The organism is Halococcus saccharolyticus DSM 5350 (genome assembly GCF_000336915.1).
GTDB classification, from domain to species: domain Archaea; phylum Halobacteriota; class Halobacteria; order Halobacteriales; family Halococcaceae; genus Halococcus; species Halococcus saccharolyticus.
This window is the reverse complement of record NZ_AOMD01000012.1, coordinates 95,413-117,894: the sequence shown is the minus strand read 5'-3', so window position 1 is coordinate 117,894 and position 22,482 is coordinate 95,413. Positions and strand designations below refer to the sequence as shown.

General features: G+C 65.5%; 18 protein-coding genes. 10 read left to right on the top strand and 8 right to left on the bottom strand.

Annotated features, from left to right (window positions below; genetic code table 11):
* Positions 1-3 precede the first annotated feature (3 nt).
* The 4 genes from ppsA to C449_RS03735 all read right to left on the bottom strand — a co-directional run bounded on the left by ppsA (position 4) and on the right by C449_RS03735 (position 4,109).
* Positions 4-2,283, bottom strand: a complete 2,280-nt coding sequence (gene ppsA, locus C449_RS03750; protein ID WP_006076595.1) for a pyruvate, water dikinase — start codon at positions 2,281-2,283, stop codon at positions 4-6.
* Between the two features lie 140 nt (positions 2,284-2,423).
* Positions 2,424-2,744, bottom strand: a complete 321-nt coding sequence (locus C449_RS03745; protein ID WP_006076594.1) for a DUF3784 domain-containing protein — start codon at positions 2,742-2,744, stop codon at positions 2,424-2,426.
* A 52-nt stretch (positions 2,745-2,796) separates the two neighbouring features.
* On the bottom strand, positions 2,797-3,699 hold the full coding sequence (locus C449_RS03740; protein ID WP_006076593.1) for a PhzF family phenazine biosynthesis protein: 903 nt from the start codon (positions 3,697-3,699) through the stop codon (positions 2,797-2,799).
* 59 nt (positions 3,700-3,758) lie between these two features.
* Positions 3,759-4,109 (bottom strand): DUF7344 domain-containing protein, encoded by a 351-nt coding sequence (locus C449_RS03735; RefSeq protein WP_006076592.1) that lies wholly within the window; start codon positions 4,107-4,109, stop codon positions 3,759-3,761.
* Positions 4,110-4,252: 143 nt separating this feature from the next.
* Here C449_RS03735 and C449_RS03730 point away from each other — a divergent pair, with 143 nt between their 5' ends.
* On the top strand, positions 4,253-4,948 hold the full coding sequence (locus tag C449_RS03730) for a phosphoribosyltransferase (protein ID WP_006076590.1): 696 nt from the start codon (positions 4,253-4,255) through the stop codon (positions 4,946-4,948).
* Positions 4,949-4,983: 35 nt separating this feature from the next.
* Positions 4,984-5,904: a prenyltransferase gene (locus C449_RS03725; RefSeq protein WP_006076588.1), complete on the top strand. Its 921-nt coding sequence runs from the start codon at positions 4,984-4,986 to the stop codon at positions 5,902-5,904.
* On the opposite strand, the gene C449_RS03720 is transcribed toward C449_RS03725, so the two are convergent.
* Positions 5,884-6,618, bottom strand: coding sequence for a DUF547 domain-containing protein (locus C449_RS03720; protein WP_006076587.1), 735 nt, complete (start codon positions 6,616-6,618; stop codon positions 5,884-5,886). The genes C449_RS03725 and C449_RS03720 overlap by 21 nt on opposite strands.
* A gap of 154 nt (positions 6,619-6,772) precedes the next feature.
* Between C449_RS03720 and mtnP the strand changes: the two genes are divergently transcribed.
* Positions 6,773-7,624 (top strand): S-methyl-5'-thioadenosine phosphorylase, encoded by an 852-nt coding sequence (mtnP, locus tag C449_RS03715; protein ID WP_006076586.1) that lies wholly within the window; start codon positions 6,773-6,775, stop codon positions 7,622-7,624.
* Positions 7,625-7,926: 302 nt separating this feature from the next.
* Here the strand turns inward: mtnP and C449_RS03710 are convergent, their stop codons facing one another.
* From C449_RS03710 to C449_RS03700, 3 genes are read right to left on the bottom strand one after another with little or no spacing between them, the layout of a single operon-like run.
* On the bottom strand, positions 7,927-8,814 hold the full coding sequence (locus tag C449_RS03710) for a segregation and condensation protein A (protein WP_006076584.1): 888 nt from the start codon (positions 8,812-8,814) through the stop codon (positions 7,927-7,929).
* Entirely contained in the window at positions 8,807-12,373 is a 3,567-nt protein-coding gene (gene smc, locus C449_RS03705) for a chromosome segregation protein SMC (protein ID WP_006076583.1), read from the bottom strand. The genes C449_RS03710 and smc overlap by 8 nt, the downstream gene beginning before the upstream one ends.
* Before the next feature lie 18 nt (positions 12,374-12,391).
* Positions 12,392-12,667, bottom strand: a complete 276-nt coding sequence (locus C449_RS03700) for a DUF7518 family protein (RefSeq protein ID WP_006076581.1) — start codon at positions 12,665-12,667, stop codon at positions 12,392-12,394.
* A 144-nt stretch (positions 12,668-12,811) separates the two neighbouring features.
* Here C449_RS03700 and gatB point away from each other — a divergent pair, with 144 nt between their 5' ends.
* From gatB to C449_RS03665, 7 genes are all read left to right on the top strand, one after another.
* Positions 12,812-14,305 (top strand): Asp-tRNA(Asn)/Glu-tRNA(Gln) amidotransferase subunit GatB, encoded by a 1,494-nt coding sequence (gatB, locus tag C449_RS03695; RefSeq protein WP_006076580.1) that lies wholly within the window; start codon positions 12,812-12,814, stop codon positions 14,303-14,305.
* A gap of 78 nt (positions 14,306-14,383) precedes the next feature.
* On the top strand, positions 14,384-15,550 hold the full coding sequence (gene trpB, locus C449_RS03690) for a tryptophan synthase subunit beta (protein WP_006076578.1): 1,167 nt from the start codon (positions 14,384-14,386) through the stop codon (positions 15,548-15,550).
* A 150-nt stretch (positions 15,551-15,700) separates the two neighbouring features.
* Positions 15,701-18,286: a DNA topoisomerase I gene (locus C449_RS03685; protein ID WP_006076577.1), complete on the top strand. Its 2,586-nt coding sequence runs from the start codon at positions 15,701-15,703 to the stop codon at positions 18,284-18,286.
* 58 nt (positions 18,287-18,344) lie between these two features.
* Positions 18,345-19,085, top strand: coding sequence for a phosphoglycerol geranylgeranyltransferase (locus C449_RS03680; protein WP_006076576.1), 741 nt, complete (start codon positions 18,345-18,347; stop codon positions 19,083-19,085).
* Positions 19,086-19,145: 60 nt separating this feature from the next.
* Positions 19,146-19,427 (top strand): amphi-Trp domain-containing protein, encoded by a 282-nt coding sequence (locus tag C449_RS03675; RefSeq protein ID WP_006076574.1) that lies wholly within the window; start codon positions 19,146-19,148, stop codon positions 19,425-19,427.
* A gap of 48 nt (positions 19,428-19,475) precedes the next feature.
* Positions 19,476-20,774: an aspartate--tRNA(Asn) ligase gene (gene aspS, locus C449_RS03670; RefSeq protein ID WP_006076573.1), complete on the top strand. Its 1,299-nt coding sequence runs from the start codon at positions 19,476-19,478 to the stop codon at positions 20,772-20,774.
* Positions 20,775-20,919: 145 nt separating this feature from the next.
* The gene (locus C449_RS03665; RefSeq protein WP_006076572.1) at positions 20,920-22,440 is read left to right on the top strand and encodes an aldehyde dehydrogenase family protein; all 1,521 of its coding nucleotides are present in this window, start codon (positions 20,920-20,922) and stop codon (positions 22,438-22,440) included.
* Positions 22,441-22,482: the final 42 nt, after the last annotated feature.

The window sequence follows — 22,482 nt, the reverse complement described above, 5'->3', positions numbered from 1 at the left end:
CGTTCAGCGGACGGTATCGAGGATCAGCTTCTGTTCGACCCGCTTGACCTCGTGCTGGACGTCACGGACGGCGTCGATGTTCGCCGAGATCGAGGAGACGCCCTCGTTGACGAGGAAATCGACCATTTCGGGTTTCGAGCCGGCCTGGCCACAGATACTTGTCTCGACGTCGTGCTCGCGGCAGGTTTCGATCGTCTCGCCGATGAGTTCGAGCACCGCGGGGTGGAGTTCGTCGAATCGGTCGGCGACCTGGCCGTTGTTCCGGTCCACAGCCAGGGTGTACTGGGTGAGATCGTTGGTGCCGAAGGAGGCGAAGTCGATCCCGGCGTTCGCCATCTCTTCGACACACAGCGCGCTCGCGGGCGTCTCGATCATCACGCCCCACGATCGCTTGTCGATATCGATGTCGGCCTCTTCCATCAGATCCCGCGCCGCCCGGACGTCCTCGACATCGTTCACGAGCGGGAACATGATCTCGACGTTGTCGTAGCCCATCTCGTAGAGCCGACGGAACGCTTCGAGCTCGTGGACGAACACGTCGGGCGTGTCGAGGCTCCGGCGGATGCCCCGATACCCCAACATCGGGTTGTGCTCGTCGGGCTCGTCGCCGCCGCCCTGGAGCTGACGGAACTCGTCGGTCGGCGCATCGAGCGTGCGCACCCGCACCGGCCGGGGGTAGAACTCGTCGGCCGACCGCCGGACACCCTCAACGATCTCGTCGATGTAGGCGTCCTCGCCGTGGTCGGCGATGTACTTCTCGGGAGTCTTGTTCGTCGAGAGAATCATGTGCTCGAGACGAAGGAGCCCGACGCCGTCCGCGCCCGTCGCGGCCGCTCGCTCTGCGGCCTCGGGGATCGAGACGTTGACCTTCACCTCGGTCGCGGTCATCGGTTTGACCGGGGCCTGCGGCCGGACCTCCTCGACGGCGTCGCGCTCGCCGTTCGCGGTCCGGCCCTCACGGATCGAGCCCTTGTCGCCGTCGATAGTGACGAGCTGACCGTCTTCGAGAGTACCGGTCGCGCTCTGTGAGCCAACGACCGCAGGCACGCCGAGTTCCCGCGAGACGATGGCGGCGTGGGAGGTCATTCCACCCTCGTCGGTCACGATCCCGCCCGCGCGTTTCATCGCGGGCACCATGTCGGGCGTGGTCATCTCGGTCACGATGATGTCGCCCTCCTCGACCTTGTCGAGCTGATCGAGCGTCTCGACGATCCTGACGGAGCCGCTCGCCACGCCTGGGCTCGCGCCGAGGCCCGTGAGCAGGACCTCTTCGGCCGTCGTGTCGTCGGCTCCGCCACCGTCGGCGACGCCCGCCTCGGAACCGCTCGCCGAATCGTCGCCCTCGGTGATCGTGGTGATCGGCCGGGACTGGAGCATGAACACATCCTCCCCAACGATCGCCCACTCCACATCCTGGGGCTCGCCGTAGTGGTCCTCGACGCGCTCGCCGAGTTCGACCAACCTGTCGATCTCGCTCTCGTCGAGCACCTGGGCGGTGCGTTTGTCCTCGGGGACCTCGCGCGAGACGGTCTCGCCGGTCTCGCTTTTCTCGTACATCGTGTTCTTCTCGGCGACCGTGACCGAATCGATCTCCCCGCTCGCTCGGTCGAAGACGTAGTTGTCGGGCGAGACCTCGCCCGCCACGACCGCCTCGCCGAGCCCCCACGCGGCCTCAACGATGAGATCGTCCTCGCCGGTCGAGGGATGGGAAGTGAACATCACGCCCGACTTCTCGGCGTCGACCATCCGCTGGACGACCACCGCGATGTCCACCTTGTCGTGCTCGAACCCCTGCTGTTCGCGGTAATAGATCGCGCGCTGGGTGAACAGCGACGCCCAGCACTCTTTCACCCGGTCGACGAGATCCTCCTCGGTGACATTCAGGAACGTCTCCTGCTGGCCCGCGAAGGAGGCGTCCGGGAGGTCCTCGGCGGTGGCAGAGGAGCGCACCGCGACGAACGCCTCACCGTCGTCGAGGTTCCCGTAGGTTGCGACGATCTCCTCGCGGAGGTCGTCGGGCATCTCGGTGTCGAGGATGAGCTCCTCGGCGCGGGCCTGGGCCTCCGCGAGCGCGGCCGAGTCGTCGGGATCGACGTCGACCGCGTCGAACAGTTCCTCGTCGATACCGGTCTCCTCGATGAACGAGCGGTACGTCCCCGCGGTGACGACGAACGCGGGCGGCACGGGCAGTCCGGCACCGGCGAGTTCGCCGAGCGACGCCCCCTTGCCGCCGACATCGCCGATGTCGTCTTTCCCGACCTCGTCCAGCCAGAGTACTGCCATGTGGATCAACACTCACGAACGTCGATAAAGAAGGTTCCGAACCAGCCGAGCGACAGCACCGAGACGATGTCGTTTCCACACTACTTGCATCGTCAGGTGTGATCGGGTGACGAGGAGATCGCCGCCGTGCCCCGCCGGGGTCAGGCCGTCGTGTGCTTCCGAACCCGATAGACGAGGCGGACAGCGGCGACGAGAATGGCGATCGCGAAGACCGTGTCGAGCAGCGAGGACGTTGCCCCGACGGCGGTGACGATCCCGAAGACGACGACGGTGAGGCCGATCCGGATGATGGTTCCGCCCGCGAGGTCGGCGAGCGCCGCCTCGTCGGTGACGGCGTTCGGATCGTAGCCGGCGAGGAGGAACGTCCAGCCACGGAACTTGATGAGATACCCGAGTACCAGCACACCCAGGCCGACGAGGACGGTCAGAGCGCCGGATTCGGGCAGTACGAGGGGATCCACGAACGATGTTATCTCCCGAATGATATGAACCTTCGGCCAAGATCGTCGTGATTTATGCTTCGATCACGCCGACTTCGTCGATCTCGGGGACCGCCAGCTCGCCATCGAGTGCGATCGACGCACGACCCCCGACCCGCACTTGCTCGCCAGACGGTGCATCGGCGTCGATGTGGACATCGACACGGCCCGGACGATCCACGAAATGGCCCTGCTCGAAGATCATTTCGCTCGTCTCGACAGCCTCGAAGTGCCGAAGATACGCCCCGACCGCCCCGCTCGCGGTGCCCGTGACCGGGTCCTCGGGGACGCCCGCTGCTGGCGCGAACATCCGCCCGTGGGCGGTCGCATCGGTGGTGAGCGTATCGAACGTGACGGCGTACAGCCCGGTCGCGTCGGCCGACTCGCAGAGCGTTTCGATCGCTGCCAAGTCCGGTTCGCACTCGCCGAGCGCCGAGAGGAAGGTGATTGGCACGATCAGGAACGGGAGTCCCGTCGACCCCCTCGCGAGCGGCAGATCGACATCCGCGATCGCTGCCGTCTCGACGCCGAGTGCGGCGGCCACCCGCTCGATATCGAGATCCACAGTGTCGATTGCGGGATCGTTCTGGGTCATCCAGACCTGTTCGCCGTCGATCTCGATGTCGAGCACACCGACGTTGGTGGTGAGCGTGTGCGCACCGTCATCGATCGTGCCGTCCTCGCGGAGCAGCGCGTGGCTCGCGATCGTGGCGTGGCCGCAGAGATCGACCTCGGTCGTCGGGGTGAAATAGCGGACCCGGCGATCGGCGTCGTCGGCCGAGCGGAAAAAGGCGGTCTCGCTCGCGCCGAGTTCGCGTGCGATCGCCTGCATCTGGGCGGCAGAGAGGTCGTCCGCCTCTGGCACCACGCCGGCGGTGTTGCCCGCGAGCGGCTCGTCGGTGAAAGCGTCGACTAGAAGCGTTCGGACGGTGCGCATACCGACGGGTCGCCGTCGGGTGTCCTCAATCCTCCGGCTGGCCGTTCCACGTTGGCGACCTATGCGCCGTCCGGGCTGGCGACGGTCGGCGGGCGCTCGTATCGGCTGGCGAGATCGAGATACGACATCGCTCGCTCGTGACCGTCGGCGAGACTGGCGTACTCCCGCTTCGTGTCGTACTCGACGAGTCCTTCCCGGTCGAGTGCCGGCAGGTGCGTACGAGCGAGATCAGTAACGACTTCGCGACACGCACCGGCCACCGATGCGATCGGCCGCCCCGTCTCGGCGGCCGCGATCACCCCGGCGAGGTCACGGAGCCCGAGTCCGCCCTCGACCTCGAGCAGGGTGTAGAGCACGTATCGTCGACGACGGGCGGCGAGAACGTCGAAGATGTCGTCGGTATCGAGCATAACACCGGGGTTCGTCCGAGCCAGTATGAAACACCTGCGCTCATTCGCAGGTCGCTTATATGCTCGGTCGACGGCAACTATCGGCGGCCGTTCGACGGACAGGGTTAACCGGTCCGGCCACGGAACCACGCCGGAGTACCACTATGTCCGAACTGCCGGACGAGTTCACCTGCACCGTCACCAACTGGGAGTACATCTACGGTCGGTGCCGGGCGGTCGCCGACCAGATCAAGCGCTCGGGGTTCGAACCGGAGGTGGTCGTCGCGCTTGCCCGTGGAGGCTGGTTCGCAGGCCGCTGTCTGTGTGATTTCCTCGGGCTCGACGACCTCACCAGTCTGAAGATGGAACACTACGTCGGCACCGCCGCCAAAAGTGGCGAGCCCGAGATCAGATACCCGATGCCGGAGGGATCGGTCGAGGGCAAGGACGTGCTCATCATCGACGACATCGCCGACACCGGCGGGTCGATCGAACACGCCCACGAGTACGTCCTCGACCGCGATCCCGGAGATGTGCGCACTGCAACCCTTCAGCTCCTCGGCACGAGCGAGTTCGAACCCGACTACGTCGGCGAGCGTCTCGACGAGTGGGCGTGGATCGTCTACCCGTGGAACTTCATCGAGGACATGATCGATCTCGTGAGCGGCGTCATGGAGCGGGCCGACCGCGAGACGGTCTCGACCGAGGCGATCCGCGACCTCCTCGCCGACCACCACGATCTCGATCGGATCGGGATGGAGGTCGCCCAACCGAATCGGATGGGCGAAGTGCTGGCGGAGATGCACCGGCGGAGCGTGATCGAACCAACCGACACCGACGAGTGGCGGCTGGTCGACTGACAACTCGCGGCGAAATCGAGAGTTCTCGATCCACGATGACGGAGGCCACGGTGACGACCGACGAGAACACCGCGTTTTCGGAGTTCCGGGTACAGCTCTGGGGGCTGTGGAAAATGAGCCGTCCCGCACAGCTCCTTCTGGTGCTCGTCGTCTACACGCTCGGCGCGAAGATCGCGCTGTCGAGCGGGGCAGCCCTCGACATTGCAAGGCTTGCGTTCGGAGCCACGGCACTGCTCGCTGTTGCCGCGAGCGTCCACTACGCCAACGAGTACGCCGATCACGAGACCGACGCGCTGACCGATCGTACACCGTTTTCGGGCGGGAGCGGCGCGCTCGTGAAGACGGGGCTTCCCCGAAGCCTCGCGCTCCGCGCCGGGATCGTCGCGCTCGCCGTCGGGACGATCGTCGTGCTCGTCGGGCTCGTCCTTGACGTCCTCTCCCAGCCTGCGCTCGCGCTGATCGCGGTCATCGCCGCGTTCGGCTGGCAGTACTCGGTCGGCCCGCTGCGGCTCGCGTGGCGGGGCTGGGGCGAACTCGACAACGCCGTGCTTGGCGGCCTCGTCCTCCCGGCGTACGGCGCGGCCGTCCTCGACGGCCCGGTTTGGCGAACGTTGCTCGCCTGTGTTCCCTTCTTCCTACTCGTGTTCGCCAACCTCCTGGCGACCCAGTGGCCCGACCGCCGGGCCGACGCCGCCGTCGGGAAGCGAACGCTCGTGACACGGTGGTCGCCGCGACGGCTCAAACTGTTGTACGTCGGGTCAGTCGGCCTCGCGTTCGGATCCCTTCCCGTGCTGGCGGGCGGTGCGCTTCCTGCTGTGGTCGCGGCGGCGAGCTTAGTCGTCCTGCCGGTGTCGGTGTGGGGAGCAGTGGGCTACACCGAGCGCCAAGTGCCGTTCCCGAGCGTCGCCGCGATGGTGGCGCTCGTCGTCGTCCAGCTACTCGCGTGGTGTGTCTGAGCCGTCCGCTTCCCGCGACCCGAACCGCCCGAGAGCAAGCGACCAGTCGTAGGAGCGATAGCGGATCGCGGGCGTCGCGTCGTTAGGGATCACCTCGTGTTCGCGGAGCAGCGAACGGATTCCGCGCCGGCCCCCGAAATCGCCGTGATACCACAGCATGTGTCGCGGCACGCGAGCCACGTCGTGGTCGGAATCGTACGTAGCTTCCGTGTCCAGAAAGCCCGCCGTCGCGGTATCGAGCTGGTCGTCGATGGTCTCGTGGTCGTACGCGAGGATCGGAGGGCAGCTCTCGGCCCCGCAGTTGAGCGCGAAGTGGATCCGCGGGTCGCGATTGTCGAGACGATGGACGCGCTCGAATGCGTCGGCTCGCCGTGGGAGGTAGCCGAGACCCAACGAGTGCTGTGAGCGACGAAGGAAGCCGTGTTCGATGTCGTCGAGGCTCAGATCGTGATCCGCGACCGCAACGACCTTCGCACCGAAAAAGCGCCGGCGGTCCTGATACTGCTCGGGTGCGGCGTCGAGTAGGAGTTGGACGTGGGCGTTGTAGATGTTGAGCCAGAAGGCGAGCCGTCGGTCGTCGGTGGCGAGCGCGTCCTGGAGCGTTGCGGGCGAGAGGTCACGGAGCGTACGCTCGTAGTGCCTGGTCAGCTCGCCGTAGCGTACCGCTCGGAGCAGGTCCGCAGCCAGCGTCAGCGGATCAGTGTCGGCGTTCACGGTGCTGTCTGTAACCCCAGTGCAGTCGGTGTCGCCAACCCACTCGGCCCGGATCGCGTCCCAGCGTCGGTACAGGCCACGGTCGATCCAGGCTCGGAGCAGTCATGGCGTTTTTCCCGTAGTGTTTTAGCCGCGCACACGCGAGCAAGCGAGTATGATCGGCATCATCGGCGGCAGCGGGATCTACGAAGCGTTCGATCTGGACGACGTCCACGAGGAAGCGGTCGAGACACCCTTCGGCGAGCCAAGTGCGCCGATCACGGTCGGCGAACTCGACGGTACCGAAGTCGCCTTCCTCCCCAGACACGGCCATAATCACCAGTTCTCGCCGACCGACGCGCCGTATCGAGCGAACATCCACGCACTGAAACAGCTCGGCGTTAAGCGCGTACTCGCGACCAACGCCGTCGGAAGCCTCCGCGATGACCTCCTGCCGCAAACCCTCGTGGTGCCCGATCAGTTGTTCGACCGCACCCGCCACCGGCCGTACACCTTCTTCGGCGACGGGATGGTGGTCCACATGGAGTTCGCCGAGCCGTACTGCCCCCATATGACTACCCATCTCGTCACATCAGCGGACGTGGCCACCGACGACGGCGCGCACGAGGGCGGCACCTACGTGTGTATCGAAGGGCCACAGTACTCGACGAAGGCCGAGTCAGAGTGGTTCCGTGAGCAGGGTTGGGATCTCGCCGGCATGACTGCGGTACCGGAAGCGAAACTCGCCCGCGAGGCCGAACTGTGCTACGCGACGATCACCGGAATCACCGACTGGGGCGTCTGGAAGGGTGCGATCGACGACCGCCTCGGCGACGTTCTCGAAAACGCCGCCGCGAACGAGGAAGCGATCAACGCGACCGTCGAACACGCGATCCGAACGCTGCCCGACGAACGCGAGTGCTCCTGTGAGCACGCCCTGGAGGGAACGATCAACACCCCAGGCGAGGCGATCCCCGACGAAACGAAAGAGCAGGTCGACCTGCTCGCGGGCGAGTATTTCGACTGAGCCGACGCTATCCCGATCGACCGATGCAGACCGATCGGTGTGAACCCTCGTGTCGATTCACGTCCGGCCGTCGTCGCGGACGTATTCGAGCGCCGCAACGAACTGGTCGAGGTCGATCCTGTCTTCAGTTTCGGCCAGGCGCTCCCGAACTCGTTCTGGCGTCATGTCCGACGTTATCATATATCGTGTGAAGATATGGCTCTTTCGTTGGTTGACATCGTGCTGTTCGGTTCGGGTGTTCTCAAACGTCCCTGTATCCGATCAGTCGGGATCAGCCCTACGACGCTGGAAAGTCGAGCCGATCAGTCCGCGATCGCTTCGGTCGAGCCGACGTCAGCTGCCGGGTTCTGGATCCAGAGGTCGCCGAACAGTTCGTCCTGTTCGAGTCGGACGTGCCCCCGATGTGAGAGAAACAAGATGGCGAGGAAGGTTTCGACGCGCGACCCACCCGCTTCCTCGATTTCGGCGTAGAGCACCTCCTCGCGCCCGGCGTCGTACTGCTTGCGGAGGACGCGCTGGACGTCCGCGATGATGGTCTCGATGTCTTCGGTGTGGGCCGTGGCGGTGACCTCGGCCTCGGTCGGCTCGTCGTCGACCCGGAGATCGTCACCCGACCGGTATTCGAGGGTCTGAGTACCTCGTTGAAAGCCCTTCGGCGAGCCGTCGGTGTCGTAGGTTCGGGACTCCTTCCACCACGAGTCGCGTTCGGCTTCGCGGAGCTCCCGCACGAGTTCGTCGAGCGTTTCTGGGGTCCCACGGGCCTGCTTCCGGTCGAGGCGGCGGTCCATCTCGTCTTCGAGCGCGGCCACCGGATCAGGACCGAACTCGCCCCCGTCCGCCCCGTCTTCGGGGTCCCACGCGTCCTCCCACGGCTCGGGCGCGGGTTCGGGCTCCGGCTCGTCGGGTTCGAGCAGCGCATCGCTTTTCATTCGAAGGAGCACGCTCGCGTAAAACAGCGCTCGACCGGAGGTCCGGAGGTCGGCAGCGTCGAGCCGCGAGAGGAAGGCGTCGGTGACCTCGACCACGTCGATGTCCCACGGCTCGATCTCGCCCTCCTCGGCCAGTCTGACGAGCAGCTCGACCGGTTCGACTTCCTCGTCAGGTTCGTCCGCGCCGCCGTCAATCTCGTCACCAGTAGTGGCCGCTTCCGCCATCTCGGGTGGAGTCTCAGGATCGGCCGGATCAGTCATCCGCCGGGACCTCCTGTGCACCGAGTTCGATCCCAGTCACCGCCGAAATGTTGTCACCCTGCATCGTGACGCCGATCGCGCGCTCGGAGCGTTCGAGCATCGCCGAGCGATGCGAGACCACGATGAACTGGGCGTCAGCGGCGAGTTCGTCCACTAACTCCCCGACGCGTTCGGCGTTGGCCGCGTCGAGGAAGGCGTCGACCTCGTCGAGCGCGTAGAACGGGGCAGGGTTGTGACGCTGGATCGCGAAGATGAATGCGAGCGCGGTCAGCGATTTCTCGCCACCGCTCATCGCGTCGAGGCGCTGGATCGGTTTGTCGCCCGGCTGGGCCTTCATCGTCAGCCCGCCCTCGAAGGGATCCTCCGGATCCTCGAGGTGAAGGGTCCCGGATCCGGCGGAGAGCCGCTCGAAGATCGACTCGAACTGGTCGTTGATTGCCTCGTATGACTCCATGAAGGTACTCTTCTTCTGGGCCTCGTAGGACTCGATCCGCTCCTCGATCCCGTCGCGCTCGTCGGTCAGGGTTGCCTTCTTGTCGGTGAGATCCGCGAGGTCGTCCTCGACCGCGTCGTACTCGTCGATCGCGAGCATGTTGACCGGCTCCAACTCCTCCATTGCGCCCTCGATCCGTGAAATCTCGCGCTCGACCTCGTCGTGGTCGGGAATCTCGTCGGCGTCGTACTCGCCGACCGCCGCAGCGAGTTCGTCGATCTCCCAGTCGAGGCGCTCGGCGGTCTCGCGCCGGTCTTCGAGGGCGTCCTCGGCCTCATCCACCATCTCCTTCTGTTCGTCGCGGGCCGCCCGTGCGTCCTGGAGTTCCTCCTTCAACTCGGCACGATCTTCTTTCAGCTCGGCGAGCTCGTCTTCTAGCTCGGCGACCGCGGCCTCCTTCTCGTCGAGAGTGGCCTCGCACTCCTCGATCTCGGCTTCGAGCTCCTCGATCCGCTCCTCGTTCTCGGCCTTCCGATTCTGTGCGGTTTCGAGAGTCGTGTGGAGATCGTCGATCGAGTCCTCGGCGTACTCCTTCTCGAGCTGGAGCTCGTTCAGCCGGCCGTCGAGATCGTCCATCCGATCCTCGCGGTCGTCGATCTCACCCTCGATCGCGTCGGCTTTTTCGGTGAGTTCCGGGACATCCGAATCCGCGAGTTCGCCCTCCAGCTCGGCGATCTCGCTCTCGATCTCCTCGATCCGATCGTCATGGTCGGCAATCGCGCTTTCGAGCTCGCCCATCTCCTCGTCGACCTCCTCGCGGGCGCTCTCGATCTCGTTGATCTCGCTTTCGAGCGAGGCGATCCGCTCCTCGACCTCCTCGCGTTCGCGCTCTTTGGCCTCGATGTCGGCCTCGACCTCTCGCACCTGCTCGGCGGCCGCCGAGCGCCGTTCGCGCGCGTCGTCCAGTCGTCCCTCGACGTCGCGCACCGCCTCTTTGGCTTCGCGGCGCTCCTCTTCGAGCTCCGCCACCCGATCCGCGACCCGCTTCAGCCGGCCCTCGCTCGATCCGAAGGAGTACCGCGACCCGCTCTTGGAGCCGCCGGTCATCGCGCCGCTCTTCTCCACGAGTTCGCCCTCCAGCGTGACGAGCCGGTAGTCGCCCATCAGCTCCCGCGCGGTCGCCATCTCCTCGACCACGAGCGTGCTCCCGAGGACGTACGAGAACACGCCCGCGTACTCCTTCGGGTAGTCGACGAGGTTCGCGGCGAAGTCCACTACGCCGTCTCGGTCCGGCAACCGTGGCAGCGAGCGCTGCTGCATCTCGGTCAGCGGGAGGAACGTCGCCCGACCCGCGTTTCTCGATTTGAGGTACTCGATCGCGCGCTCGCCCACGCCGTCGTCGTCGACCACGACGTGGGCCAGGCGTCCGCCGGCGGCGGTCTCGCACGCGGTCGCGTGCTCCGGGTCGACGCCACCGAGCTGGGCGATCGTCCCGTGAACCCCGTCGAGATCGGCATTGAGAACCGTCGACACCGCTCGGCCGTACGACGACCCGCTCTCGTCGGTCTTGGCTTCGAGGTCGGCGTATTTCTGTTGGGCGGCCCGCAGCTCCTCCTCGACCTCGTCTAAGTCCTCGTTTCGCTCGCGTTTCTCGGTCTTGAGATCGGCAACGACGTCCTCGATGTTTTCCTCGTTCGTCGCGGCCTTCTCGCGCTCGTCCTCCAGATCCCCGATCGCGGCCTCGATTTCGGGGATCCGCTCGCGTGCCTCGTCGAGTTCGGTTTCGGTCTCGGACTGCTCGTTCGACCGCCGCCGCGCCGCGTCGAGCAGTCGGTCCTGCTCGCGCTGTTTCTCGTTCTTTGCGCTCTTCTCTGCTTCGAGCGCCTCGCGTTGCTCCGCGAGATCGGCCTTCAGCTCGTCGTACGCAGTATCGGTCGCCTCGATTTCGGCTTCGACCTCGGCGAGATCGTCTTCGAGGTCCTCGATCTCCGTCGCGATCGAGGACTTCTCGACTTTGACCTGCCGAATATCGCTTTCGAGTTCGTCGACGGTCTCTTGCTTGCGATCGATCTCCACGAACGCCTGGCGGCGCTCGTTCTCTGCGTCCTCGATGCGCTCCTCGGCAGTTTCGATCTTGTCCTCCAGCCGACCGATCTCGCCTTTGACCTCCTCGATCTCGCGCTTGATCGCGAGCTGCTCGTCCTCGCCCTTCCGTTCGATTTCGGTGTTGAGGTCGTCGAGATCGCTTTCGAGTCTGGAGACGCGACCCTCGCGCTCGTCGAGTTCGCGCCGAAGTTCTTCGATTTCGTCTTCGCGCACGTCGATTTCCTCGCGAGTGTCGGCGAGCGCCTCGCGTTTTTCCTCCAGTTCGGCGGCCTTCCGGTAGCTCTCGTACTCCTCTTTCTCGTCACGGAAGGCCTGGTATTCGAGTGCAGTCTCGCGCTCGTCCTCCAACTGTTCGAGGCGCTCTTCTTTCTCCTCGATCCGGAGTTCGGCCTCCTCGATCCGGCCCTCGACCACTTCGAGCTCCTCGAAGGCGTCCTCCTTCTTCGCGTCGAACGCCGCGACGCCCGCGATCTCGTCGATGATCTCGCGGCGCTCGCCCGCCGTCATATTGATGATCCCCGTGACGTCGCCCTGCATCACCACGTTGTACCCCTCCGGGGTGACGCCAGCCTGGGCGAGCAGATCCTGAATGTCTGCGAGGTTCACCGATCGGCCGTTGATGTAGTAGTAGGAGTAGTAGTTGTCTTCAGTCTGTTTGACTCGCCGCTTGATGGTGATCTCGTCGACGTCCCCCACGTCCTCCGTGCCGGCGGCGCTCTCGACCTCGGCGCGAGTGAGCGTGCCGTCCTCGTTGTCGAGGACGACCGCGACGCTCGCCTCTCGCGTGCCACCGACCCCGCCGCCGTCGTCGTGGGCAGGATTGTAGATCAGGTCAGTGAGTTTTCGTGCGCGGATGCCTCGGGTGCGAGCGAGGCCGAGCGCGAACAGCACGGCGTCGATGATGTTCGACTTGCCGGAGCCGTTCGGACCGCTGACAGTAGTGAAATCCTCGTAGAAGGGGATTCGGGTCTTCCGGCCGAAGCTCTTGAAGTTGTCTAGGACGAGCGTCTTGATGTTCATGGGGTGCTCGTGGGGCGGCTACGCGACGATGATATCGTCGGCCTCCGTCGTGTCCGTAGAGTCGTCTTCGGTGTGCTTATCTCCTTCGACAGCGGCTTCGACGGCGCTCTCTTCGGTATCGACCTCGGTTTCGGGCGTCGTCCCGACGCCGGCCTCGATGTACTCCTCGGACTCGTCGCTTTCGAGTTCGCGGAGTCGATCTTTGGTCTCGACGAGTTCCTCGGTGAGACCGTTCAGTGTGGCTTCGAGTTCAGTAACCCGCGATTCGAGTTCCTCAACGCGATTGCCCGACATACCGATTAGGGGCTGTTCCACGGGTATAAACATGCGTCAGACAATGGTCAATTAGGTTTTATTTTAGGGGAAGGAGTTTCCGTCGAAATCGGGACGAACGGTGATGGCGTCACGTTTTAGCGGGTGCGGACGAACACAGGCACAATGACTGCCCACGCCGCCGCGGCGCGCGAACACGCCGTCGTCATCGGGCTCGAAGTCCACGTCCAGCTCGAAACGGACACCAAGATATTCTGTGGCTGCGGGACGAATTTCGAGGACGACGAGCCCAACTCCCATACCTGTCCGACGTGTCTCGGCCTGCCCGGCGCACTCCCGGTGCTGAACGAGGCCGCAGTCGAGGCTGGACTCAAACTCGCCACCGCGATCGACGCCGACGTGCCCGACGAAACTCGGTTCCACCGGAAGAACTACTACTACCCTGATCTCCCGAAGAACTTCCAGATCACCCAGTACGACTCGCCGCTGTGTGAGAACGGCGCACTCACCGTCGCGATCGAGGACGACGAGCGGGAAATCGCGATCGAGCGCGCCCACCTCGAAGAGGACCCTGGCAGTCTCCAGCACGCCGGCGGTAGTGGGGGTATCGACACCGCCGAGTACACCCGCGTGGATTACAATCGCGCGGGCGTCCCATTGATGGAGATCGTGACCGAGCCCGACTTCCGAGGGCCGGAAGAGGTCAGGGCCTTCCTCGCGAAGCTCACGGAGGTGCTCGAATATCTCGACGTGTTCGACAGTTCGCGGGACGGGTCGCTTCGAGTGGATGCGAACATCTCACTCGTGCCCGGCGAGGATATCGAGGCGGACGGGACGATCGAGACCGAGGCGCTCACGGCGGCCAACCGAACCGAGGTCAAGAACATTTCGAGCCACAAGGGCGCGGAGAAGGCGCTCGCCTACGAGGTCACGCGCCAGCGCAACGCGCTCCAGCGCGATCGGACGATCGAACAGGAGACCCGTCACTGGGACGAATCGCGTGGTGTGACGGTCTCGATGCGCTCGAAAGAGGAAGAGAAGGACTATCGATACTTCGCCGAGCCGGATCTCCCCGTGCTCCAGGTCGCCGACCGAGCCGAGGCGGTCGAGATCCCGGAACTCCCCGACGCCAGACGTGAGCGGTTCCGCGAGGAGTACGGCCTGAGTCAGGCGGCAGCTCGAAAGCTCACCTCCACCCGCGCGGTCGCGGACTTCTACGAGCGGGTGGCCGACCGGTTCGATCCCGACGTTGCGGCGTCGTGGGTCGCCGACACCCTCCTGGGCGAACTCAACTACCGCGACATGCGAATCGGGGACGTTGAGGACCGATTCGACGGGTTCGTTCGATTGGTGGAACTCGCCGAAACGGGTGAAATCACCGAGAAGAACGCCGAGGAGGTCGTACTGCGGGCGATGCTCGACGAGGATCTGGGTCCGGACGACGTGATCGAGCGCGAAGGACTCGGAGCTACCGGCGAGGACGAGATCGAACGTGCGGTCGCGACCGCGATCGACGAGAACCCGGGCGCGGTCGAGGACTACCACACGGGCGAGGACGGCGCTCTCAACTTCCTCGTCGGCCAGGTCATGGGCGCGACCGGCGGGAGTGCCGATCCGGGAACGGTGAACCAACTGCTTCGCGACGAACTCGACGGCTGAGTTCCCAGGGGAGGGACACCGGCGACGGATCACACAGCCGGTATTCCTTTGTACGCTACTGGCGAGAACTGGTATACGATGAGCAACGACGATGCGAACCACGCGGGCGAGTTCGAGGGGTTCGGCGGGCGACACGTCCCTGAGGTCATGGACGAGCCGCTCGATCAGCTCTCGGCAGCGTTCGATTCGATCGCCAGCACCGAGGAGTTTCAGACGGAGTTCCGATCGATCCTCGAAGACTTCGCCGGACGACCCACGCCGCTCTTTCACGCCGAGCGACTCTCTGAGCGCTACGGGGCCGAGATCTACCTCAAGCGCGAGGACCTCCTCCACGGCGGCGCGCACAAGATCAACAACGCGATCGGCCAGGCGCTGCTCGCGGAGAAGGCTGGCAAGTCCCGCCTGATCGCCGAGACCGGCGCGGGCCAGCACGGCACCGCGACCGCGATGGTGGGCGCGTTGTTCGGCCTCGACACCGAGATTTACATGGGCCAAAAGGACATCGAACGCCAGCGGATGAACGTCTTCAGGATGCGGCTGATGGGCGCTGAGGTCAACGAGGTGACCCGTGGCGGGGCGGGCCTCGCGGACGCGGTCGACGCCGCTCTCGAAGACTTCGCCGCGAACGTCGACGACACGCACTATCTGGTGGGGTCGGTCGTGGGTCCCGACCCGTTCCCGCGAATGGTTCGAGAGTTCCACTCGACCATCGGTGACGAGGCCCGTGAGCAGTTTCAGGCGCGCACGGGCGACCTCCCCGACGCGGCCGTGGCGTGTGTCGGCGGCGGATCGAACGCGATGGGGCTGTTCAACGCGTTCCGCGACGATCCCGTGGCTTTTTACGGCGCGGAGGGTGGTGGTGAAGGCGGCGACTCGAAGCGCCACGCCGCGCCGCTCGCGGCGGGGACCGACGACGTGCTCCACGGGATGCAGACGCGAGTCATCGACGACGACGTCGAGGTCCACTCGATCTCGGCGGGCCTCGACTACCCCGGCGTCGGTCCCGAGCACGCGATGTTCCAGGCCGTCGGCCGGTGTGAGTACCATGCGGTACCCGACGACGACGCGCTCGCGGCGTTCCGGGAGCTAAGCGAGACCGAGGGAATCATCCCGGCGCTCGAAACGGCCCACGCACTCGCGCTGGCGAAAGAGATCGCCGCCGAGCACGACACGATCCTCGTGAACCTGAGCGGTCGCGGCGACAAGGACATGGCGACCGCGGCCGAGCAGTTCGATCTCGGGTGAGTGGCCCGACCGACCGCTGCGAAACCGGTGGATCGGGCGCTGCGGCCGCGCAGGCGTCCGGGCGCTCCCGCGCAGTCTCGTGGTTTGCGAAAGGTTTAGAAGCCGTATCGGCCTATCGGAGCCAATGACGCGAGGGGGAGGGATCGTCCGATGGAGCTGATCATCACGGAGAAGGAGACCGCGGCGCGAAACATCGCCGAGATCCTGAGCGGTGAGAGCGCGGATGTCGATCGACGCAACGGCGTCAACGTCTACAAGTGGGGCGGTCGGCGGTGCGTCGGACTCTCCGGCCACGTGGTCGAGAACGACTTCCCGCCGGAGTATTCGAACTGGCGCGACGTCGAACCCGTCGAACTCATCGACGCCGAGGTGGTCGTCGAGCCACACGAGAGTCGCGAGAACATCGTCCGTACCCTCCGGCTGCTCGCCCGGGACGCCGACGGCGTCATCATCGCCACCGACTACGACCGCGAGGGCGAACTCATCGGGAAGGAGGCCCACGACATCGTGCGGGACGTGACCGACGCCCCGATCCGGCGGGCGCGCTTCTCGTCGTTCGCCGAACCCGAGGTGCGCGAGGCGTTCGACGATCTCGACGACCTCGATTTCGAACTCGCGGCCGCCGGAGAAGCACGCCAGGAGATCGACCTCGTCTGGGGCGCGGCGCTGACCCGCTTTCTCTCGCTGTCGGCGAAACAGATGGGGAGCGACTTCATCAGCGTCGGGCGGGTCCAGTCGCCGACCCTGAAGCTGATCGTCGACCGCGAACGCGAGATCGAGGCGTTCGATCCCGACGACTACTGGGAGCTGTTCTGCGATCTGGCGAAGGACGAGGCGACATTCGAGGCACAATACTTCTACGACGATGACGGCAGCGAGGCCGAGCGGGTCTGGGATGGCGACGTGGCGGAAGCGGTGTACGACGCCCTCCGCGGGGCGAGCACGGCGGCAGTCGAGGAAGTCCGCCGACGCACACGAACTGACGACCCACCTACCCCGTTCAACACCACCCAGTACATCCGCGCCGCGAGTTCGCTCGGCTACTCCGCCCAGCGCGCGATGAGCCTCGCCGAGGAGCTCTACACCGCGGGCTACATCACCTACCCCCGGACCGACAACACCGTCTATCCCGACGATCTCGACGTCGCGGAGCTGCTCTCCGAGTTCACCGACCACTCCGAGTTCGGCGACGACGCCGATGCGCTCCTGAAGAACGAGCCGACTCCCACAGAGGGCGACGAGGAGACCACCGACCATCCGCCGATCCACCCCACCGGGGAGCTCCCTTCGACGACTGAACTCGGCGACGACGAGCGTGCGGTGTACGAACTCGTCGTCCGGCGTTTCTTCGCGACCGTTGCCGACCCCGCCGAGTGGGAGCATCTCCGGGTGACCGCCGTGGCCGGCGACCACCAGTTGAAAGCCAACGGCAAGCGCCTCCTGGAGCCGGGGTATCACGCGGTCTACCCCTACGTCGATTCCACCGAGAACCACGTGCCGGACGTCGAGGAGGGCGACGAACTGCCGGTGAGCGACGTCCGGAGCGAGGCCAAGGAAACCCAGCCGCCGCGCCGGCGCGGCCAGTCTCGACTGATCGAGACGATGGAGTCGATGGGGATCGGGACGAAGGCGACCCGCCACAACACCATCGAGAAGCTCTACGATCGGGGGTACATCGAGAACGACCCGCCGCGGCCGACGACGCTCGCGAAGGCGGTCGTCGACGCCGGCGAGCGCTTTGCCGAGCAGGTCGTGAGCGAAGAGATGACCGAGCAGCTCGAAGCCGACATGGACGCGATCGCGAGCGGCGAAATTACCCTCAACGAGGTGACCGACGAGTCCCGCGAGATGCTGTCGACCGTTTTCGAGGAACTCCACGACTCGCGCGAGGCGATCGGCGACTACCTTCGAAACTCGCTCAAGGTCGACAAGACCCTCGGGCCGTGTCCCGACTGCGGGGCGGCCCTGCTCGTCCGCCGGAGCCGCCACGGCTCGTACTTCGTCGGCTGTGACGGCTACCCCGACTGTGAGTTCACTCTGCCGCTACCCTCTTCGGGCAAACCGGTGATCCAGGAGGAAACGTGCGACGAACACGAACTTCGGGCGGTGAAGATGCTCGACGGCCGGAACACGTTCGTTCATGGGTGTCCGATCTGCGCAGCCGAGGACGCCGACGAGACCGAAGACCGTGTGATCGGTATGTGTCCGGAATGTGGCAACGAGGAGGGCGCGACGCCGGAGGGGTCGCGAGGCGAAGGCGGCGATGGCGAGGCGCAGAGCGCCTCGGACCGTTCGAGCGGGCGGAGCCCGCGGGAAGACGCCGCCGGAGCGGGCGGCGAACTCGCGATCAAGTCCCTCCGGACGGGCTCGCGCCTCGCCGGCTGCACGCGGTATCCTGACTGCGAGTATTCCTTACCCCTTCCGCGCCGTGGCGAGATCGAGGTCACCGACGAGTACTGCGAGGAGCACGACCTGCCCGAGCTCGTGGTCCACTCGGGCGACGATCCGTGGGAACTCGGCTGTCCGGTGTGTAACTACCAGGAATACCAGGAGCGCCAAGCCGCCACGGACCTCGAAGATCTCGATGGACTGGGAGCGAAGACCGCCGAGAAGCTCGCCGCCGTCGGGATCGAGAGCCTCACCGATCTCCGGGAGGGCGAGGCAGACGCAGTCGCCGCCGAGGTCCAGGGCGTGAGCGCCGACAACGTCCGAAAATGGCAAGCAAAGGCGGATTGAGACTTCCGTCCGTGGTCATTACGGAAGACGTTTTAGGCCACACTGGAATGTCGGTTGTATGAGCGCCCCGTGGACGGAGTGGGACCACATCGTGAAGCTGGACCCCGACAAGACGCTCGTCGACGGCGAGAGCTACGCCGATGTCTGTAAGACGGGGACCGACGCCATCGAGATCGGCGGGACGACCGGGATGACTGAAGAAAAGATGACCGAGGTCATCGAGCCGTGTGCCGCCGCTGGCCGGGAGCACGACGTGCCGGTGTACATCGAGCCGAGCCACCCGGGAACCGTGGTCCACGCCGACGGCCTCAGTGGTTATCTGGTTCCAACCGTGTTCAACGCCGGCGACATCGCGTGGTTGACCGGCGTCCACAAGGAGTGGGCCCGGATGGATGCCGAGATCGACTGGGATCGAACTCACACCGAGGCGTACATCGTCCTGAACCCCGATTCTTCGGTAGCGGAGTACACCCAGGCGAACTGCGATCTCGACGCCGACGAAGTCGCGGCCTACGCCACGGTCGCCGAACGGATGTTCGGTCAGCGGATCGTCTACCTCGAATACTCGGGAACGTTCGGCGATCCCGACGTCGTGACCGCCGCGAGCGATGCGCTCGACGACGCCACTCTCTTCTACGGTGGCGGAATCGGCGACTACGATGCCGCACGCGAGATGGGGGGACGTGCTGACACGGTGATCGTCGGCGATCTCGTCCACGACGAGGGCTGCGACGCGGTCCGTGAGACCGTCCGTGGCGCGAAAGAAGCCGGCCAGGAGCCCGTCGAACCCGATCGCTGAGTAGTTTCTGCACACCGAACGATACAACTGTTCTTATACGATCGGTGCGTACGGAAGCGCATGCCCGAAGAGGTACTTTTCGAAACCGAGCAGTCGATGGACCGGAGCGAGATCGCCAGCTACCTGCGGACGGTGGCGGACAAGCTCGACGCCGGCGACGAGATCGGTTTGGAGGCCGGCGACCAGCACGTGACGCTCGCCCCGCCGGCGCGGCCGACGTTCGAGGTCAAAGCCGAACGCGAGACCGGCAGCGGCCCGGACGAGTTGAGCGTCGAGTTCGAGATCGAGTGGGACGAAGGCGAGTCGGGAGCTGGCGGGGACGGACGGCTCTCGATCGAGTGAGCGCGCCGAAGGGCGGCGTTTAAGACCGCGGCTCCGAAACTCCGCAGCATGCAGGACCGAACCCACGCCGCCGCGGCCACACCGGGCGAGACGGTGACGGTTGCAGGCTGGGCACACGAGATCCGCGACCTCGGCGGAATCGCCTTCCTGATCGTCCGAGACAGGACGGGGAAGATTCAGATCAAGTTCGAGAAAGACGCGATGGACGACGAACTTGTCGAGGCCGGCACCGACCTCACCCGCGAGAGTGTCGTCGCTGTCACCGGCGAGGTCGAAGAAGAGGAACGCGCACCGACCGGCGTCGAGATCGTTCCCGAGTCGGTCGAGGTGATCGCGCCCGCTGAACCCGAACTCCCGCTCGACCCCTCCGAGAAGGTCGGGGCCGAACTCCCGACCCGGCTCGACAACCGCACCCTCGATCTCCGGCGCGAGGAGGCAAAGGCAATCTTCGAGATCCGCGCCGAGGTGCTCCGGGCCGCCCGCGAGGCGTTCCGCGATCTGGAGTGCACCGAGATCAACACCCCGAAGATCGTCGCCACCGGTACTGAAGGGGGGACCGAACTGTTCCCGATTACCTACTTCGGGCAGGAAGCGTTCATGAACCAGTCGCCACAGCTGTTCAAGCAGCTGATGGTCGGCAGTGGTCTGGAGCGCGTTTTCGAGGTCGGGCCGATCTTCCGGGCCGAGGAGCACAACACGCCACGCCATCTCAACGAGGCGACCTCGATCGACTTCGAGTCGGCGTTCATCGACCACGAGGAGGCGATGGACGCGTGCGAGCAGGTTGTCCGGGCAGCCTACGAGGGCGTCGCCGCGAACTGCACCGACCAGCTCGACACGCTCGGCTACGACGACTTTTCGGTTCCCGAGGAGGCGTTCCCGCGGCTGACTTACGAAGAGGCGATCGAGCGCATCAACGCCACCGGCGAGCTCGACGAGCAGTTGGTGTGGGGCGACGACCTCCCGACCGAGGGCGAGAAGGCGCTCGGCAGCGACGTCGGCGGTCACTACTTCGTGACCGACTGGCCGAGCGAGATCAAACCGTTCTACATCAAGGACCACGACGACGGCGAACTTTCGACGGGGTTCGACATGATGGCCCCGAACATGGAGCTCGTCTCGGGCGGCCAGCGTGAGCACCGCCACGACCACCTCGTCGAGGGCTTCGAACAGCAGGGCCTCGACCCCGAGGCGTTCGAGTACTACACCAAGATGTTCAAGTACGGGATGCCGCCCCACGCCGGCTGGGCGATCGGTGCCGAGCGCCTCGTGATGACGATGCTCGATCTGCCGAACATCCGGGAGGCCGTCCTCTTCCCACGGGATCGCCAGCGTTTGAGTCCCTGACGAAAACGCTGGGAGCCAGCGGAGCGAGTCTTGCCGGATCGCCAACGCCTGTCGCCGTAGATCGGGACGGTGTCGTGCGGTCAGCGGATCCGTGTGAGTGAGTATCAGAACGGTTTTTCACGCTTCGGCAACTCTTGCGGGACGCATGTCCACCGACGCACGCACGCCCGAGGAGAGTCGCGACGAGATCAGGGAGCGCCACCGCGAGGCGCGCGAGGAGCTGATCCCCGACGAACCCGCACAGCACTACATTGGCGGCGAGTTCGTCGAGAGCGCGTCGGGCGAGACCTTCGAGACGCGCGACCCCACGACGGGCGAGGTGCTCGCCGAGGCTCAGGCAGGCAACAGCGAGGACGTCGATCGGGCCGTCGAGGCCGCGTGGGACGCCTACGAGACGGAGTGGTCCGAGGCCGACGCCACGAAGCGCCAGCGCGTGCTGAACGAGATCGCGGATCGGGTTGAGGAGCGCCGGAGCGATCTCGCGCGAATCGAGAGCCTCGACAACGGCAAACCCATCCGCGAGGCGCGCGCCGACGTCGCGCTCGTCGCCGACCAGTTCCGGTACTTCGCCGGGGCGACCCGAACCCACGGCGGCGACACCGTTCCTTCCGGGTCGGGCAAATCGATCCAGACGATCCGCGAGCCCTACGGCGTGGTCGGGGCGGTCGTGCCGTGGAACTTCCCGCTGCTGATCGCGACGTGGAAGCTCGCGCCCGCACTCGCGGCGGGCAACACGGTGGTGCTCAAACCCGCCGAGGAGACGCCGCTCTCGGTGCTCGAACTCGTTCGCGAGATCGACGACGTGGTGCCCGACGGCGTCGTCAACGTCGTCACGGGCTACGGGGCTGAGGCGGGCGCGCCGCTCACCGAACACGAGGACGTCCGAAAGGTTTCGTTCACTGGGTCGACCGCGGTCGGCAAGGAGGTCATGAAGGCCGCCGCGGAGAACGTCTCGGATGTCACCCTCGAACTCGGCGGGAAGAGTCCCGTCGTGGTGTTCCCCGACGCCGACATCCAGCAGGCGGTCCGGGTGATGATGATCGCGATGTTCTACAACACCGGTGAGTGCTGTACCGCGGGCACCCGACTGTTCGTCCACGAGGACATCTACGAGGAGTTCATGGAGGCGTTCGTCGAGAGCGCCGAGGGACTCCAGATGGGCGATCCGCTCTCGAAGGACACCCGACTCGGACCCAAAGTCTCCGAAGAGCAGGTCGAACGCACGCTCTCGTACATCGAGCAGGCGCGCGATGACGGCGCACGGATCGTGACTGGTGGGGGCCAGCCCGAGAGCGACGCGCTCGCCGACGGGTGTTTCGTGGTGCCGACGGTGATCGACGACATCGATCACGACTCCGACCCCGTGCAGGAGGAGATCTTCGGCCCGGTCGAGGAAGTGTTCGCGTGGTCGGACTACGACGAGATGATGGAGCGAGCCAACGATGTCGACTACGGTCTCGCGGCCGGCGTCATCACGAACGACCTCTCGAAAGCGAACCGTGCGGCCCGCGACATCGAGGCGGGCAACATCTGGGTCAACCAGTACAACGACTTCCCGGCGGGCCAGCCCTTCGGCGGGTACAAGCAGTCCGGAATCGGCCGCGAGCAGGCCGAGGATACCCTCGAACACTACTCCCAGACCAAGACGATCAACATGAATCTCTGAGTGACCCTACAGGAGGTATCGGAGCAGCCCGTGATTTTGCGC

What these genes read in the sequence shown, in the direction of transcription:
- ppsA (WP_006076595.1), bottom strand. Translation starts at nt 2,283, where the DNA reads ATGGCAGTACTCTGGCTGGACGAGGTCGGGAAAGACGACATCGGCGAT.
- C449_RS03740 (WP_006076593.1), bottom strand. Translation starts at nt 3,699, where the DNA reads ATGCGCACCGTCCGAACGCTTCTAGTCGACGCTTTCACCGACGAGCCG.
- C449_RS03735 (WP_006076592.1), bottom strand. Translation starts at nt 4,109, where the DNA reads ATGCTCGATACCGACGACATCTTCGACGTTCTCGCCGCCCGTCGTCGA.
- C449_RS03730 (WP_006076590.1), top strand. Translation starts at nt 4,253, where the DNA reads ATGTCCGAACTGCCGGACGAGTTCACCTGCACCGTCACCAACTGGGAG.
- C449_RS03725 (WP_006076588.1), top strand. Translation starts at nt 4,984, where the DNA reads ATGACGGAGGCCACGGTGACGACCGACGAGAACACCGCGTTTTCGGAG.
- mtnP (WP_006076586.1), top strand. Translation starts at nt 6,773, where the DNA reads ATGATCGGCATCATCGGCGGCAGCGGGATCTACGAAGCGTTCGATCTG.
- C449_RS03710 (WP_006076584.1), bottom strand. Translation starts at nt 8,814, where the DNA reads ATGACTGATCCGGCCGATCCTGAGACTCCACCCGAGATGGCGGAAGCG.
- smc (WP_006076583.1), bottom strand. Translation starts at nt 12,373, where the DNA reads ATGAACATCAAGACGCTCGTCCTAGACAACTTCAAGAGCTTCGGCCGG.
- C449_RS03700 (WP_006076581.1), bottom strand. Translation starts at nt 12,667, where the DNA reads ATGTCGGGCAATCGCGTTGAGGAACTCGAATCGCGGGTTACTGAACTC.
- gatB (WP_006076580.1), top strand. Translation starts at nt 12,812, where the DNA reads ATGACTGCCCACGCCGCCGCGGCGCGCGAACACGCCGTCGTCATCGGG.
- trpB (WP_006076578.1), top strand. Translation starts at nt 14,384, where the DNA reads ATGAGCAACGACGATGCGAACCACGCGGGCGAGTTCGAGGGGTTCGGC.
- C449_RS03685 (WP_006076577.1), top strand. Translation starts at nt 15,701, where the DNA reads ATGGAGCTGATCATCACGGAGAAGGAGACCGCGGCGCGAAACATCGCC.
- C449_RS03680 (WP_006076576.1), top strand. Translation starts at nt 18,345, where the DNA reads ATGAGCGCCCCGTGGACGGAGTGGGACCACATCGTGAAGCTGGACCCC.
- C449_RS03675 (WP_006076574.1), top strand. Translation starts at nt 19,146, where the DNA reads ATGCCCGAAGAGGTACTTTTCGAAACCGAGCAGTCGATGGACCGGAGC.
- aspS (WP_006076573.1), top strand. Translation starts at nt 19,476, where the DNA reads ATGCAGGACCGAACCCACGCCGCCGCGGCCACACCGGGCGAGACGGTG.
- C449_RS03665 (WP_006076572.1), top strand. Translation starts at nt 20,920, where the DNA reads ATGTCCACCGACGCACGCACGCCCGAGGAGAGTCGCGACGAGATCAGG.